Source organism: Rhizobium sp. BK650, from assembly GCF_014195325.1.
GTDB lineage: Bacteria > Pseudomonadota > Alphaproteobacteria > Rhizobiales > Rhizobiaceae > Rhizobium.
Genome location: NZ_JACIBK010000015.1, coordinates 24146 through 39987, shown reverse-complemented (window position 1 = coordinate 39987; position 15842 = coordinate 24146). Strand labels below are relative to the sequence as shown.

At 61.0% G+C, this 15842-nt stretch carries 15 protein-coding genes; 13 read left to right on the top strand and 2 right to left on the bottom strand.

The window, feature by feature from the left end; translation table 11 throughout:
* Nucleotides 1-129: 129 nt before the first annotated feature.
* Complete coding sequence (locus FHX15_RS27095) at nt 130-1080, top strand: LysR family transcriptional regulator (protein ID WP_184401440.1); 951 nt, start codon at nt 130-132, stop codon at nt 1078-1080.
* Here FHX15_RS27095 and FHX15_RS27090 read toward each other — a convergent pair whose 3' ends face one another.
* Nucleotides 1081-1419 carry a cupin domain-containing protein gene (locus tag FHX15_RS27090; protein ID WP_184401439.1) on the bottom strand — a complete coding sequence of 113 codons (339 nt, stop codon included), beginning with the start codon at nt 1417-1419 and terminating at the stop codon, nt 1081-1083. It abuts the gene before it with no gap.
* Nucleotides 1420-1587: 168 nt separating this feature from the next.
* Here FHX15_RS27090 and FHX15_RS27085 point away from each other — a divergent pair, with 168 nt between their 5' ends.
* From FHX15_RS27085 to FHX15_RS27070, 4 genes are all read left to right on the top strand, one after another.
* Nucleotides 1588-2775 (top strand): acyl-CoA dehydrogenase, encoded by a 1188-nt coding sequence (locus FHX15_RS27085; RefSeq protein ID WP_184401438.1) that lies wholly within the window; start codon nt 1588-1590, stop codon nt 2773-2775.
* A 95-nt stretch (nt 2776-2870) separates the two neighbouring features.
* A complete protein-coding gene (locus FHX15_RS27080; protein WP_184401437.1) occupies nt 2871-3329 on the top strand; it encodes a DUF4126 family protein in 459 nt (152 codons plus the stop codon).
* Nucleotides 3329-4690, top strand: coding sequence for an FAD-containing oxidoreductase (locus FHX15_RS27075; protein ID WP_184401436.1), 1362 nt, complete (start codon nt 3329-3331; stop codon nt 4688-4690). Before FHX15_RS27080 ends, FHX15_RS27075 begins: the two co-directional genes overlap by 1 nt.
* Nucleotides 4691-4734: 44 nt before the next feature.
* Entirely contained in the window at nt 4735-5304 is a 570-nt protein-coding gene (locus FHX15_RS27070) for a DedA family protein (protein ID WP_184401435.1), read from the top strand.
* A 5-nt stretch (nt 5305-5309) separates the two neighbouring features.
* Here FHX15_RS27070 and FHX15_RS27065 read toward each other — a convergent pair whose 3' ends face one another.
* A complete protein-coding gene (locus tag FHX15_RS27065) occupies nt 5310-6353 on the bottom strand; it encodes an NAD(P)-dependent alcohol dehydrogenase (protein ID WP_184401434.1) in 1044 nt (347 codons plus the stop codon).
* A gap of 239 nt (nt 6354-6592) precedes the next feature.
* Here FHX15_RS27065 and FHX15_RS27060 point away from each other — a divergent pair, with 239 nt between their 5' ends.
* The 8 genes from FHX15_RS27060 (at nt 6593) to FHX15_RS27025 (ending at nt 15829) form a co-directional block, all read left to right on the top strand.
* Nucleotides 6593-6781 carry a hypothetical protein gene (locus FHX15_RS27060; protein WP_184401433.1) on the top strand — a complete coding sequence of 63 codons (189 nt, stop codon included), beginning with the start codon at nt 6593-6595 and terminating at the stop codon, nt 6779-6781.
* Between the two features lie 74 nt (nt 6782-6855).
* A complete protein-coding gene (locus FHX15_RS27055) occupies nt 6856-7218 on the top strand; it encodes a copper resistance protein CopC (RefSeq protein WP_184401432.1) in 363 nt (120 codons plus the stop codon).
* A gap of 390 nt (nt 7219-7608) precedes the next feature.
* Nucleotides 7609-7698: a K(+)-transporting ATPase subunit F gene (locus FHX15_RS27050; RefSeq protein ID WP_007825856.1), complete on the top strand. Its 90-nt coding sequence runs from the start codon at nt 7609-7611 to the stop codon at nt 7696-7698.
* Between the two features lie 50 nt (nt 7699-7748).
* Nucleotides 7749-9452, top strand: a complete 1704-nt coding sequence (kdpA, locus tag FHX15_RS27045) for a potassium-transporting ATPase subunit KdpA (protein ID WP_184401431.1) — start codon at nt 7749-7751, stop codon at nt 9450-9452.
* 212 nt (nt 9453-9664) lie between these two features.
* A complete protein-coding gene (kdpB, locus tag FHX15_RS27040) occupies nt 9665-11725 on the top strand; it encodes a potassium-transporting ATPase subunit KdpB (protein ID WP_184401430.1) in 2061 nt (686 codons plus the stop codon).
* Nucleotides 11726-11796: 71 nt separating this feature from the next.
* Nucleotides 11797-12366, top strand: a complete 570-nt coding sequence (gene kdpC, locus FHX15_RS27035) for a potassium-transporting ATPase subunit KdpC (protein WP_184401429.1) — start codon at nt 11797-11799, stop codon at nt 12364-12366.
* A 62-nt stretch (nt 12367-12428) separates the two neighbouring features.
* Entirely contained in the window at nt 12429-15140 is a 2712-nt protein-coding gene (locus FHX15_RS27030) for a sensor histidine kinase (protein WP_184401428.1), read from the top strand.
* Complete coding sequence (locus FHX15_RS27025) at nt 15137-15829, top strand: response regulator transcription factor (RefSeq protein WP_184401427.1); 693 nt, start codon at nt 15137-15139, stop codon at nt 15827-15829. Before FHX15_RS27030 ends, FHX15_RS27025 begins: the two co-directional genes overlap by 4 nt.
* Nucleotides 15830-15842 lie beyond the last annotated feature (13 nt).

The window sequence follows — 15842 nt, the reverse complement described above, 5'->3', positions numbered from 1 at the left end:
ACATCTAATTCCAAACAGTATCTGTTCGTTTTTGCACAAAACCCGTCATAATGGCGCTGTAGAGACGTTCCAAACGCACTCCTTTGCGGGCGGAATTAGACCAAAGGCGTAGACGGATGGGCGACATCGATGAGCCATGCTTCGCAGTTTACTTGGGACGACCTGCAGTTTTTTCTAGCCGTCGCCCGCACCGGCCAGCTTTCAACGGCCGCCCGGCAGTTGCGCTCAAGCCACGCAACCGTCTCGCGGCGCATCGACCGGCTGGAATTTGCCCTGAAGGTGAAGCTCTTCGAGCGCAATCCGCGCGGTTACGTGCTGACTGCCATGGGCACACGCTTTGTCGAAACCGCCGAGAAGATGGAGAAGGAAACGGAACGGCTGCGAGCCGATCTCGCCGATGGCTCGCTCAGCCAGCGCGGTCTCGTGCGCCTCAGCGCACCTGAGGGCTTCGCCAATTTCTTCTTTGCGACCGTCCTGCCGCAATTTGCCGCCCGCCATCCGCATCTCGCGCTCGAGCTCGTCACCATCCAGCAGATCATGTCGCTCTCGCGCAAGGAGGCGGATATATCCGTCGTCCTCGACGAGCCGAAGGGCGGGCCATATTTTGCGGAGAAGCTTACGGATTACCATCTGCAGGTCTACGCTTCCCGCGATTACCTGGCGCGCGCCGCGCCGATCCGGACGCGGGACGATCTGCTGAACCACCCCTTCATCAGTTATATCGAAGAGATGATCTTCGCGCCGGGGCTCGATTATCTCGGCGATGTGCATCCGCGCATCAAGCCGCAATTCCAAAGTTCCAGTATCTTTGCCCAGCTGACGGCCACCAGAAACGGGCTCGGCCTCGGCATCCTGCCCTATTTCTTTGCCTGCCGTTATCCCGAACTCGTGCGCGTCCTTCCGGATGAGATCGATCTCAAGCGCCACTACTGGATCACCTGCCACCGGGATCTCAAACAGGCGCCGCGCGTGCGCGCCGTCATCGACTTCCTGCGGGAAGCCGTGCGCAGCGACGAGGCATGCTTCATACCACCCTATATCGGCTCCGCCGCAGTTCGAAAGGCAAAGCCAGAGGTGTGATTATTTCAGGAATTCGGCGCGGTGCGGGGTGAAAGTGTCGATCAGCCTGCCCTTTTCCAGCGCCTTGACACCATGGACGAGATTGGGCGGAACGATGAAGCTGCCGCCCTGCCTCAAGACTTCGGTGCGCCCGTCGATCGTCACCTCGAAGCTTCCTTGCGCGACATAGCTTGCCTGGATGTGGGGGTGGAAATGGGCAGCCCCCACGGCGCCTGCCTCGAAAGCGACCTCCACCATCATCATCTCGGGTAGATAGGTCATGATACGGCGGGTCACGCCCGGTTCGGGGTTTACCCATTCGCCACCTTCCGCCGGTACGAAGAGATCGCTCGATGACATGTCTGCTCCTCACTCCAGAATCCATTGCGCGCAAACTGGCGCACCAGCCACCATTTGAAAAGGCGGGTCTTGATCTTTGGCGGGATGGTCGCCTTGTTGACGCCGCAAACGCTCGGGTCTATGCGACCTTAAATCAAGCATGCGTGAATACAGGTGAGGAGACTGGACATGCAGCATACGCGCGAGGTTTTCGACTGGGCCGATCCATTCCGGCTCGTGGAACAACTGACCGATGAGGAGCGCATGGTGCAGGAAACCGCTCACGCCTATGCGCAGGAAAAGCTTGGACCGCGCGTGCTGGAAGCCTTTCGCCATGAGAAGACCGATCCGGAAATTTTCAGGGAGATGGGCGAACTCGGCCTTCTCGGCCCCACGATCGATCCGGAATATGGCGGCGCTGGCCTCGGCTATGTCGCCTATGGTCTCATCGCCCGCGAGGTCGAGCGGGTGGATAGCGGCTACCGCTCGATGATGAGCGTGCAGTCCTCCCTGGTCATGGTCCCGATCGATGCCTTCGGCTCGCAAGAGCAGAAGAAAAAATATCTGCCGAAGCTTGCCACCGGCGAATGGATCGGCTGCTTTGGCCTTACCGAACCCAATCATGGTTCCGACCCAGGCTCCATGGCAACACGGGCGAAGAAGGTCGACGGCGGCTATAGCCTGACCGGCTCCAAGACTTGGATTTCCAATGCGCCGATCGCCGATATCTTCGTCGTCTGGGCAAAGACCGAGGATGGCCTCATCCGCGGCTTCATCTTGGAGAAGGGCTGGAAGGGCCTCTCGGCGCCGAAGATAGAGGGAAAGGTCGGGCTGCGGGCCTCCATCACCGGCGAAGTCGTCATGGACAACGTCTTCGTGCCGGAAGAAAATCTGCTGCCTGATGTCAGTGGTCTCAAAGGCCCCTTCACCTGCCTCAACTCGGCCCGCTTCGGCATTGCCTGGGGCGCGCTCGGCGCAGCCGAAGCGTGTTTCGCGACGGCCAGGCAATATACGCTCGATCGCCAGCAATTCGGCCGGCCATTGGCTGCCAACCAGCTCATCCAGAAGAAGCTCGCCGACATGGCGACCGAGATCTCGCTCGGCCTTCAGGGATGTTTGCGCCTTGGCCGCATGAAAGAGGAAGGCCATCCGCCGGTCGAACTGACCTCGATCCTGAAGCGCAATTCCTGCGGCAAGGCTCTCGAGATCGCCCGGGCCGCCCGCGACATGCTTGGTGGCAACGGCATTTCCGATGAATTCGGCGTTGCGCGCCACCTCGTCAATCTTGAAGTGGTCAACACCTACGAGGGAACGCATGATATCCACGCGCTGATCCTCGGCCGCGCCATCACCGGTATCGCAGCCTTTTCCAACTAATTCGCTCGCGCACGAGACGAATTGCAACGGAGTTAACAATGTGCAACTTTTCCTCTACCGCGGCAGGAAAGCCGACGGCTTGAGGGGAATTTGCCATGTTTCTGCTGCTCGCATTCCTCATCGGCATCGTTGCCGGCCTTCGCGCCATGACTGCGCCCGCGGCCGTCGCATGGGGTGCTGCGCTTGGATGGTACGATCTCTCTCAGACACCGCTTGCTTTCATGGGCTATCGGTGGACGCCATGGGTTTTCACCATACTTGCTGTCGTTGAGCTCATCACCGACCAATTGCCTACCACGCCGTCACGCAAGGTGCCGATCCAGTTCGGCGCCCGCATCGTCATGGGTGCGCTCAGCGGCGCCGTAATAGGCGCGGCCAGCAGCTTGCTCTTCGGCGGTCTGCTTGCCGGGGTGATCGGTGCCGTGATCGGCACCCTCGGCGGTGCCGGCGCCCGCGCCAAACTCGCAGCCTCCTTCGGACAGGATCGTCCGGCAGCGCTGATCGAAGATGCCGTCGCCATCATCGGCGCCATCATCATCGTGGCAGCAGGCTGATGGAAACCTTTGACGCAATCTTCATCGGCGCCGGCCAAGCCGGTCCGTTCCTCGCCGCTCGCATGGCGGAAAAGGGGATGAAGGTGGCGCTGATCGAACGTAAGTTCCTCGGCGGCACCTGCGTCAATGCCGGCTGCATGCCGACGAAGACGCTGGTCGCAAGCGCGCGTGCTGCCCATGTGACACGACGCGGGGCTGATTACGGAGTACGGATACCGGGCGAGATCAACATCGATATGAAGACGGTGCGCAGTCGCGCAGAGACGGTCACCATGAATGCCCGCAATGGTCTGAGCGACTGGTTCGCAGGCATGAAAACGATGACGGTCATCTCCGGCCATGCCCGCTTCACCGCCCCAAAAGAGGTTCTCGTCAACGGCGAGACGCTGACGGCACCGAAAATCTTCCTCAATGTCGGCGCGCGCCCTGTCATCCCGGACATGCCGGGCCTTGCCGATATCGACTTTCTCACCTCGACCGGCATCATCCATCTCGACAGTCTGCCCAAACATCTCACCATCATCGGCGGCAGTTATATCGGCCTGGAATTCGCACAGATGTACCGGCGCTTCGGCTCGCACGTGACTGTGATCGAGCGCGGTCCGAAGCTCGCCTCCCACGAAGACGAGGATATTTCTGACGCGATCGCCGATATCTTGATATCCGAAGGCATCAGGATCCATACCGACGTCAAAGACATCCGCTTCGCAAAGAGCGCTAACGGTACGACCGTCACGATCGATTCCGAGACGATTGAGGCAAGTCACGTGCTTGTCGCCACCGGCCGCACACCGAATACCGACGATCTCGGCCTTGATGCCGCCGGCGTCGTGACCGACAAACACGGCTACATCCCCGTCGACGACCGGCTTTCCACCAATGTCGAAGGTATCTGGGCGCTTGGCGATTGCAACGGTCACGGCGCCTTCACCCATACGTCCTACAATGACTTCGAGATTGCTGCCGCCAATCTGCTCGATGGCGAAGACCGCAAGCTTTCGAGCCGCATCCTCGCCTACGCCCTCTATATCGATCCGCCGCTTGGCCGCGTCGGCATGACGGAAAAACAGGCCCGGGCCACGGGCCGCAGGATCATGGTCTCGACCCGCCCGATGAGCAAGGTCGGCCGCGCTAATGAGCGCGGCGAAACCAAGGGTTTCATGAAGGTGGTCGCGGATGCGGAGAGCAAGGAAATCCTTGGCGCGGCCATCCTCGGCATCGAGGGCGACGAGGTGATTCACGGCATCATCGATGCGATGAATGCCGGCACGACCTATCCGGTGCTGCAATGGTCCGTGCCGATCCATCCGACGGTTTCGGAACTGATCCCGACGCTGCTCGGCGACCTGAAGGCGGTCTGACCCAGAGCGCCTTCAGATCCATAACAATCAGCCGGAGACTGGCCTTGAATATCGAACTGCTGATTGGGAACTATGGCCTTCCGGCGCTCTTCCTCGGCACCGCCTTCGAAGGTGAAGCCGCAGCCTTCCTGGGCGGCGTCATCGCTCATCGCGGTTTGATGACCTATTGGGCCGCTTCGATGGTGGCATCGGCTGGATCCTTCGCTGCCGACCAGATGTGGTTCTTTGCCGGGCGTTATGCGGCCCAATGGAAGGTTGTTCGACGCGTGATGGAAACGCCGGCTCTGGCGCGTGTCACGCAGCTTCTCGAAAAATATCCGACCGGCTTCATCTTCGCATTCCGCTTTCTGGTGGGATTGCGGACGATCAGCCCGATCGTCATCGGCACGACACGCATATCGGCGCAAAGGTTCCTGGTGCTGAACCTGCTCGCCGCCCTCGTCTGGGGTCAGCTTTTCACCGCGCTCGGCTATGTCTTCGGCCAGGGGATATACCAGATCTTCGGTCGCCTTCCGCTGCATCACCACCTGCTGATCGCAGTTGGCGCCGCAGCCGTCATCGCGGGTGCGGCGCTGGTGCTTCGCAAGATAAAACTCGGCATTGGGCGCCGGTAAGGGTCTTACTCCATCACGATCTGCAGCTTGACGTCATCAGGGCGTGCCTCGACCGCGCGGTCGAAGGCCTTGATGGAGTCCTCAAATGTAAAAGTTTCCGAGATCAACGGCTTCAGGTCGACGCGGCCCGATGCGAGAAGGGCGATCGAGCGCTCATACTGATGCGCATAACGGAACACAGTCTCTATGCGGATTTCCTTGGTCGAGGCCGTCGAGACGTCGAAACCGATGGGATTGACCGGCAGGCCCACGGCGACGATGACACCGCCCGGCCGCGGCAGAGACATGATCGTCTCCCAGGCCTTCGGTGAACCTGAGCATTCAAAGACCACATCCGCACCCCAGCCATCGGTCAGGCGGGCCACTTCCTCGGTAAGGTTCTTTTCGCGGATATTGACCGGAATGACGCCCTGATACCGGGCAGCAATATCGAGCTTCGGCTGGGCGAGATCGGCAACGATCACACGGGCGCAACCGCCGGCAAGGGCCGCGATCGCCACCATGGTGCCGATAGGACCGGCGCCAAGAACGACGGCGGTGTCGCCGGGCGCGATCTTCGCCTTGGTGGCCGCCTGCATGCCAACCGCGAAAGGCTCGACCATCGCGCCTTCGGCAAAGCTGACATTGTCGGGTAGCTTGAAAGTGTAGTTGGCGGAATGCACGACCTCGGGCGTCAGGACCCCATGGATCGGCGGAGTCGCCCAGAAGGTGACCGCCGGATCGACATTGTACATGCCAAGCCGGCTTGCCTTGGAATTGGGATCCGGAATACCGGGTTCCATGCAGACGCGGTCGCCGAGGTTGAGATGCGTCACACCTGCGCCGACCTCGATCACCGTGCCTGCTGCCTCATGGCCCAGCACCATCGGCTGGTTGACGATGAAGGGGCCGATCTTGCCATGCGTATAATAGTGCACGTCCGAGCCGCAGACGCCGACGGTATGGATCTTGATCTTCACCTGCCCCGGTCCTGTCTCCAGAGGCAGATCGATATCGCGAAGCGCAAGCTCATGCTGGCGCTCCAGTACCAGCGCACGGACTTTGGTCATGATCGGTTTCCTTCCCTATGGTACCCGCGATTGATGGGGCGCCGTTGCCGCGACTATAAGACCGTAAGGCGCAGCAATTCAATCGTCTCCATCTGGCTTTTGCTCAATATGTGACTAAATGCTCACGGACCTATCATCCGAAAGATACGCCCTCCCTAGACCTCTGTATGATTCCGGAAACCTCTGCCGCGGAGTACATTTGCGTCTAAAGATACGATGACGCGGGAAGGAGTGGAGCCATGAAGCACGACAATGACAATGCCGGCAGAAACCGGTCTTCCAACGCGCAGATCGCCAAACGGCTTCGGGAATTCTGGCGCAATTTCGTCAACGAGGCCGCCGCCACAATCCTGCAAAATGGTCAGCCGCAGCCCATGCGGGTTATTGCGCGCGCAAGGGATCGAAATCGCTCCCCGAAGCGTTATTAGGCATGCGCCGACATGGCGTGGCGGGAACATGACGCTCCCGGCACCATGCGGACGGCAACGTAAGGAAGACCGTCATGAACTCGATCGTGTCATTCTGCCTGTTCGCATCCCTTTTCCTTGCCGCAAACGCAGCGTCTGCGGCGATCGAGGAGGCATCGCTTCCGCCGCCCCAGCAGGAAGAAAAGCTGGTGCCGGCCAATCTGGAACTCACCTTTACGGGCCCGGTCGATCTTGCCCGCTCGACGGCGACCCTGCTTGATGCCCAGGGACTGGCCCTTCCTACGGGCAAGCCCTTTGTCTCCGGCCCCAATGGATCGGTCTTCAAGATCCCGCTCGATCCCTCCATGGCGCCTGGCGTTTACACGCTCAACTGGCGTGTCCTCTCCATGGATGGCCGCAGCGCTGAAGGCCACTATCAGTTCCGAGTCGATCCCTGAATTCCTGCGCCACTCCGTTATCCGAAATTGCGCCGTGCCTGAGCGCGGCGTTTTGCTTGTATTGGCCTAAAGTTGGCGCCAGAACTCGGGCTTTTTCCGCCTAAGGGCATTTATAAGATTTTTATATAGATACCCCCTGGCCAGTCTCGAACCTTTATGCGCTTCGGTCGCATATTGATGTCCGAGAGATCGCAATGATCATCTCCACGCCAGAAAGCATAAAGGTGCCGCCTCAGCGAGACGGCGCCCTTTGTCTTGTCTGACTCCAAGAATAACAAACCGGAGTCACGATCGATGATGGATATAATTCTACTCGCCACTGCAGTCATATTTTTCGGGCTTTGCTTCGCCTATACGCGCGCCTGTGACAGGCTTTGACAGGAGAAAACGATGACCCTCGATTATGTCTTGAGCGGTGCCGTGACCGTGTTTCTCACCGTCTACCTCACCTACGCTCTCATCCGCCCAGAACGTTTCTGACGAAACCGGCGCTTCTGATTGAAGCAGCCGGGTACTGAAAGTTTCCTCCCATGACCCTCAACGGATGGCTTCAGATCCTGCTTTACTGCGGGATCGTTCTCGTGCTCGTCAAACCGCTCGGCGGTTACATGACGCGTGTCTTCAACGGCGAGCGCACATTCCTTTCATCAGTCCTCGTTCCGATCGAACGGGGACTTTACGCCATTGCCGGCACCAGCGAGCGCGAAGATCAGCACTGGACCTCCTATGCCTTCGCCATGCTGATGTTCAATCTACTTGGCGTCATCGTGCTTTACGCGCTGATGCGTCTTCAGAGCGCGTTGCCCTATAACCCGGCGGGCATGGCAGCAGTGCCGGAGCAGCTTTCGTTCAATACCGCCGTCAGCTTTGTCTCCAATACGAATTGGCAGAATTACGGTGGCGAAAGTACCATGTCCTATCTGACACAGATGATGGGCTTCACCGTCCAGAACTTTATGTCAGCAGCGACAGGCATGGCGATTGCGGTTGCCTTTATCCGCGCCTTCTCGCGCGCCTCCGGCAAAGCGATCGGCAATTTCTGGGTCGATATGATCCGCGCCACGCTCTACGTTCTGCTGCCAATCTGCATCGTGCTGACGCTTGCCTATGTGTGGCTGGGCGTTCCGCAGACGCTCGGCCCCTATGTCGATGCGACGACGCTCGAAGGCGCCAAGCAGACGATCGCCGTCGGCCCCGTCGCCTCGCAGCTGGCGATCAAGATGCTCGGCACCAATGGCGGCGGCTTCTTCAATTCCAACTCCGCGCACCCCTTCGAAAACCCGGATGCGATCTCGAACCTGATCCAGATGGTCTCGATCTTTGCGATTGGCGCAGCACTGACCAATGTCTTCGGCCGCATGGTCGGCAACCAGCGCCAGGGCTGGGCGATCCTGGCTGCGATGGGCGTCCTCTTCATCGCCGGCGTCGGCATTACCTATTGGGCAGAGGCTGCCGGCAACCCGCTGATGCATGCCTTCGGTCTTCAGGGCGGCAACATGGAAGGCAAGGAAGTCCGCTTTGGCATCACCCTCTCCTCGCTATTCGCCGTCATCACCACGGCTGCTTCCTGCGGCGCGGTCAACGCCATGCATGGCAGCTTCACGGCACTCGGCGGCTTGGTCCCGCTGATCAACATGCAACTCGGCGAGATCATTGTCGGCGGCGTCGGTGCAGGCTTCTACGGCATCCTGCTCTTCATCATCGTCGCCGTCTTCGTGGCGGGTCTGATGGTCGGTCGCACGCCAGAATATCTCGGCAAGAAGATCGAGGCGAAGGAAATGAAAATGGCCGTTCTCGCCATCCTCTGCCTGCCGCTCGCCATGCTGGTCTTCACCGCGATCGCAGCCGTCATGCCCTCGGCTGTCGCCTCCGTCGGCACGGCCGGCCCGCACGGCTTCTCCGAAATCCTCTATGCCTACACGTCGGGTGCGGCCAACAACGGTTCGGCTTTCGGCGGTCTGACGGGCAACACGCCCTGGTACAATATTTCGCTCGGCATCGACATGCTGATGGGCCGCTTCCTCGTCATCATTCCGGCGCTTGCCATTGCTGGGTCACTGGTTGCGAAAAAGACGGTTCCGGCCTCGGCAGGCACTTTCCCGACGGACGGCCCACTGTTTGTCGGCCTGCTTATCGGCACGATCCTGATCGTTGGCGGCCTTACGTTCATGCCGGCATTGGCTCTCGGTCCGGTCGTCGAGCATCTCGTTGGCCTTGCGGGCCAAACGTTCTGAGGGCTCAGCCAATGCTCGTGCGCCACAGGCTGCGAAAAGCCTTCCATCCACGTCTCGGTCTGCCGGGGCGTGGAGCCCACCGGATGCCGTGCGCCTCCGACATCATCCTGGTGATGATGGCAGGCCTGCTCGTCGTCGTCTGCGCCATCAGAATTTTACAGGGCTGACCGGTCGGCCGGTTCGCCATCCTCGTTTCAAAGCTGGAGTCTCTTATGAGCCAGGCAAAATCCGCGAGCATCCTTGATTCTCGCATTCTCATTCCGGCCATGGGTGCCGCTTTCACCAAGCTCAACCCACGCACCCTCGCCAAAAACCCCGTCATGTTTGTCGTGGCCACGGTCTCGGCGCTGACCACCGTTCTGTTCCTACGCGACCTCGTCTCAGATAACGGCAATCTTGGCTTCTCCTTCCAGATCAACCTCTGGCTCTGGTTCACCGTGCTCTTTGCCAACTTCGCCGAAGCCGTCGCCGAAGGCCGCGGCAAGGCGCAGGCCGACTCCCTGCGCAAGGCGCGCACCGAAACCCAGGCGAAGTTGCTGACCGCCAATAACGGCAGCGGATACCGCATGGTCCCCGGCACCAGTCTGAAGGTGGGCGACCTCGTTCTCGTCGAAGCCGGCGACATCATTCCCTCCGACGGCGAAGTCGTCGAGGGTGTGGCCTCCGTCAACGAAGCCGCCATAACAGGCGAATCTGCCCCCGTCATCCGTGAATCCGGCGGCGACCGTTCGGCCGTGACCGGCGGCACGCAGGTTCTCTCCGACTGGATCCGCGTGCGCATCACCGCGGCTGCCGGCTCGACCTTCCTCGATCGCATGATCTCGCTCGTCGAAGGTGCCGAACGCCAGAAGACGCCGAACGAGATCGCGCTCAACATCCTGCTTGCAGGCATGACACTGATCTTCGTGCTTGCCACGGCGACCATTCCGAGCTTTGCCGCCTATGCCGGCGGCTCGATCCCGATCATTGTGCTCGTTGCCCTCTTCGTCACGCTGATCCCGACCACGATCGGCGCCCTGCTCTCGGCAATCGGTATTGCCGGCATGGATCGCCTGGTCCGCTTCAACGTCCTCGCCATGTCCGGCCGCGCCGTCGAGGCCGCCGGTGACGTCGACACGCTGCTGCTCGACAAGACCGGCACGATCACCCTCGGCAACCGCCAGGCCACCAGCTTTCGCCCGGTGCGCGGCGTCTCCGAAGAGGATCTCGCCGATGCGGCCCAGCTTGCTTCACTCGCCGACGAGACGCCTGAGGGACGCTCGATCGTCGTGCTTGCCAAGGAAAGATACGCAATCCGCGGCCGCGATATGGCAGGCTTGAAGGCTACCTTCGTGCCCTTCACCGCACAGACCCGCATGAGCGGTGTCGACCTCGAAGATTCTGCAATCCGCAAGGGTGCAGTCGATGCCGTGCTCACCTACGTCAATGGTGACGCTTCCTCGAAGAACGGCGCCGAAGTCGTACGCGAGCTGCAGTCGATATCAGACGAAATCGCCAAGACCGGCGGCACGCCGCTCGCCGTTGCCCGCGACGGCAGATTGCTTGGCATCATTCAGCTCAAGGATATCGTCAAGGGCGGCATCCGCGAACGCTTCAACGAGCTGCGCCGCATGGGCATTCGCACCGTCATGATTACTGGCGACAACCCGATGACGGCAGCCGCCATCGCAGCCGAGGCCGGCGTCGACGACTTCCTCGCCCAGGCAACGCCCGAGAACAAGCTGCAGCTGATCCGCGAGGAACAGGCCAAGGGCAAGCTCGTCGCCATGTGCGGCGACGGTACGAACGACGCGCCGGCTCTTGCACAGGCCGACGTTGGTGTGGCCATGAACACCGGCACCGTTGCAGCCCGAGAAGCCGGCAACATGGTCGACCTCGACAGCGACCCGACGAAACTTATCGAGATCGTCGAAATCGGCAAACAGCTCTTAATGACCCGCGGCGCGCTGACGACCTTCTCGATCGCCAACGATATCGCCAAGTACTTCGCCATCATTCCGGCGATGTTCCTGACCTTCTACCCGCAGCTTGGCGTGCTCAATGTCATGGGCCTTGCCACGCCGCAGAGCGCCATCCTGTCGGCGATCATCTTCAACGCGCTGATCATCATCGCGCTGATCCCGCTGTCGCTGAAAGGTGTCCGTTACCGCGCGATCGGGGCCGGCGCGCTGCTCTCCCGCAACCTGCTGATCTTTGGTCTCGGCGGCATCATCGTGCCCTTCATCGGCATCAAGGCGATCGACATCGTCATCACCGCCGTCGGTCTCGCTTAATTTCCATGCGTTTTCTTCACGCGAACCGGTAACCACCACTTCGCTTGAAAACGCTCCTCGGAGTAAAGTCCATGTTGAAAGAACTTCGTCCGGCAATCGTCATGATCGTTGCCACCACGGCCATCACCGGCCTCCTTTACCCGCTTGCCATGACAGGTGTCGCCCAGGCGCTCTTTCCTTCCCAGGCGAACGGCAGTCTGATCGAAAAGGACGGTCAGGTCATCGGCTCCAGGCTGATCGGCCAGGCATTCACCAGCGACAAGTATTTCCACGGCCGCCCCTCGGCAGCCGGCGATGGCTACAATGCCGCCTCTTCCTCCGGCTCGAACCTCGGCCCGACCAGCCAGAAGCTGATCGATCGCGTGAAGGGCGACTATGATGCGGCCAAGGCAGCCAACCCGAATTCCGAAGTTCCTGCCGACCTTGTCACCGCGTCGGGCAGCGGCCTCGATCCGCATATCTCGCCAGATGCCGCCTACTTCCAGGTGCCCCGCGTCGCCAAGGTGCGTGGTCTCGACGAAGCCAAGGTCAAGGCGTTGGTCGATGCGGCTGTGACCGACCGCGAACTCGGCCTGCTCGGCGAGCCGACTGTCAATGTTCTGGCGTTGAACCAGAGCCTTGATGCTTCTATGACTGAGTGAAGGTTGAGAGCCCCGGCGCGCGACAGGCGGCCGGGGCTCGCTCGTGAAGGAAGATCGAACGCATGCCAGACGACAACCGCGACCAGGCCGGCAGGCCCTCGCCCGACGCGCTTCTCGAAAAGGCCCGGGCGGAGTCGCGCGGACGCCTGAAAATCTTCCTGGGCGCAGCACCCGGCGTCGGCAAGACCTACGAAATGCTCGTCTCCGGCCGCGCTAAGATCGCCGACGGCCTCGATGTGGTGATCGGCGTCGTCGAAACCCATGGCCGTAAGGAAACCGAGGCGCTGCTTACCGGTTTCGAGATCGTTCCGCGCATTAAGGTCGCCTATCGCGGCCAAGCGCTCGAAGAGATGGACCTCGACGCCATTCTAGCCCGCAGGCCCGATCTCGTTCTCGTCGACGAGCTCGCCCACACTAATGCCGAGGGCAGCCGTCATCCGAAGCGCTATCTCGATGTCAAGGAATTGCTCGATCGAGGCATCGACGTCTATTCGACGCTGAACATCCAGCATGTGGAGAGCCTGAACGACGTCGTTTCGCAGATCACCCGCATCCGGGTGCGCGAGACCGTGCCGGACTCCATGATCGACATGGCTGATGACATCGAGATCATCGACCTGACACCCGACGACCTCATCAAGCGTCTCCACGATGGCAAGATCTATGTGGCAAAGACCGCCGAGCGGGCGCTGACCAACTATTTCACCCCCGGCAACCTAACGGCGCTGCGTGAACTTGCCCTTCGCAAGACCGCTCAGCGTGTCGACGATCAGCTGCTGACCCATATGCAGGCGCATGCCATTTCCGGGCCATGGGCTGCCGGCGAGCGCGTGTTGGTATCGGTCGACGACCATCCGCGCTCCGCCTCGCTGGTGCGCTATGCCTCGCGCATGGCTGCGCGCCTGCGCGCGCCATGGGCAGCCGTCTATATTGAAACCAACAGGTCCATCAATCTTTCAGAAACGCAGCGCGATACGATCGCCGCCACGCTCCGGCTTGCCGAACAGCTCGGCGGCGAGGCGATCACCATTCCCGGCCGCGAGGTAACCGAGGAACTGGTACGCCACGCCGCCGCCAACAATGTCACCCACATCGTCATCGGCGCACCGAAGAAGCCGACATGGCGCGAATGGTGGTGGAGCCGCTCGACAACCGACGAGTTGATCCGGCGCGCAGGCGATATTAGCGTCCATGTCATCTCCGGCAACGAGAAAGACCCGGCCTCGCCGCGTGGTGTGAAGGCCGCACCGAGCGCTCCCACGCTGGACTTCAGGGCCTATATTCTCTCCACTGCCTATGTCGCGATTGCGCTTGCCGTCGGCGTGGTGCTCGATCAGGTGCTCGACGTCCGCAATCTGGCGCTCGTCTTCCTGATGGCGGTCCTGACGTCAGCGGTCATCCACGGCCTGAGGCCGGCACTCTATACCTGCATCCTCAGCGCCCTCTCTTTCAACTTCTTTTTCCTGCCGCCGCGCTACACGCTGACGATCAGCGACCCCGAAAGCGTGCTGGCGCTGTTCTTCTTCCTCGGCGTCGCCGTCATCGCGTCAAATCTCACCGCAACCGTGCAGCGTCAGGCGGCCGCAGCCCGTCAAAGGGCGCGAACAACCGAAGACCTCTATCTCTTTTCCAAGAAGCTCGCCGGCACCGGCACGCTGGATGACGTTCTCTGGGCGACCGCCTTCCAGCTCGCCTCGATGCTCAAGGTGCGCGTCGTCCTGCTCCTTCCGGAAGAGGACTCCATCGCGGTCAAGGCCGGCTATCCGCCTGACGATACGCTCGACGATGCCGATATTGCCGCTGCCCGCTGGGCCTGGGAGCATAATCACGCCGCCGGTCGCGGCGCCGATACCCTACCCGGCGCCAAGCGTCTCTATGTGCCGCTACGCACCGGTCGCACGGCCGTCGGCGTCATCGGCCTCGACAGCGACCGTCGCGACGGACCGCTGCTGACGCCCGAGCAGCAACGTCTTCTGGACGCCCTGGCGGATCAGGCGGCGCTCGCCATAGAGCGTGTACAGCTGGTCGCCGATGTCGATCGCGCCAAGCTTGCGGCGGAGGCAGATCGCCTGCGTTCGGCCCTGCTGACCTCGATCTCGCATGATCTGAAGACGCCGCTCGCGGCGATCCTGGGCGCGTCCGGCACGCTGCGCGACTATTTCGATTCCATGACTGCGGAGGACCGCACCGACCTTCTCTCGACTGTCGTCGATGAATCCGAGCGCCTCAACCGCTTCATCGCCAACCTGCTCGACATGACGAAGATCGAATCCGGTGCCATGGAACCGAACTATGCACTGTACTATGCCGGTGATATCGCCGGCAGCGCGCTTCGCCGTGCCGCCAAGATTCTCGACCGTCACAGAACGGAAATGACGATCCCTGCCGACCTGCCCATGGTCCGCGTCGATCCTGTCCTCTTCGAGCAGGTCCTCTTCAACCTGCTGGACAATGCTGCAAAATACGCGCCCGATGGCTCCGTTATCCGCATCGAGGGTTGGGCGGATGCCGAAAACGTCGTCGTGCAGGTCTCCGACGAAGGACCAGGCATTCCTCCTGCAGACCTCACCCGTGTCTTCGACACGTTCTACCGTGTGCGCAAGGGCGATCAGGTACGTGCCGGTACCGGCCTCGGCCTTTCCATATGCCGGGGCTTCATTGAGGCGATGGGCGGAACGATCACGGCCGGCAACCGGACCGACCGGTCCGGCGCCGTTTTCACAATCCGTCTTCCCAAACCGAATGACATTCTCAAACTGGATGAACTCAAATGACCGGCTCAGCCGTCAAGATCCTCGTCGTCGACGACGAGCCGCCGATCCGAAAGCTTTTACGCGTAGGTCTCACAGCGCAGGGCTATGAAGTCCATGAGGCACCGAATGCCGCTGCCGCCCGACAGTCGGTCAAGGACGACCGGCCCGATCTCATCGTACTCGATCTTGGCCTCCCCGACATGCCGGGCCACGACCTTCTGCGGGAATGGCGCGAGGACGGGCTCGCCATGCCTGTCGTCATCCTGTCGAGCCGTACCGATGAGGCCGGCATCGTCAAGGCGCTGGAAAGCGGTGCGGACGATTATGTTACGAAGCCCTTCGGCATCAACGAGCTCGGGGCCCGAATCCGCGTGGCGCTGCGCCACCGACTGCAGCAGCAGGGAGAAAAGGCAATATTCCAGACGGGAGGCCTGTCGATCGACCTCGTCAAGCGCATCGTCAAGGTCGACGGCAAGGAGATCAAGCTGTCGCCAAAGGAATACGACATCCTGCGCGTGCTCGTCCAGCATGCCGGCAAGGTGCTGACGCATCAATTCCTTCTGAAGCAGGTGTGGGGTCCGGCGGCAGACGTGCAATATCTGCGCGTCTACGTGCGCCAACTGCGGCAAAAGGTCGAGCAGATTCCCGACCAGCCGCATTATATCACCACCGAGACCGGCGTCGGCTACAGGCTCCGCGAGCCTGACTGATATCTGCCAATCC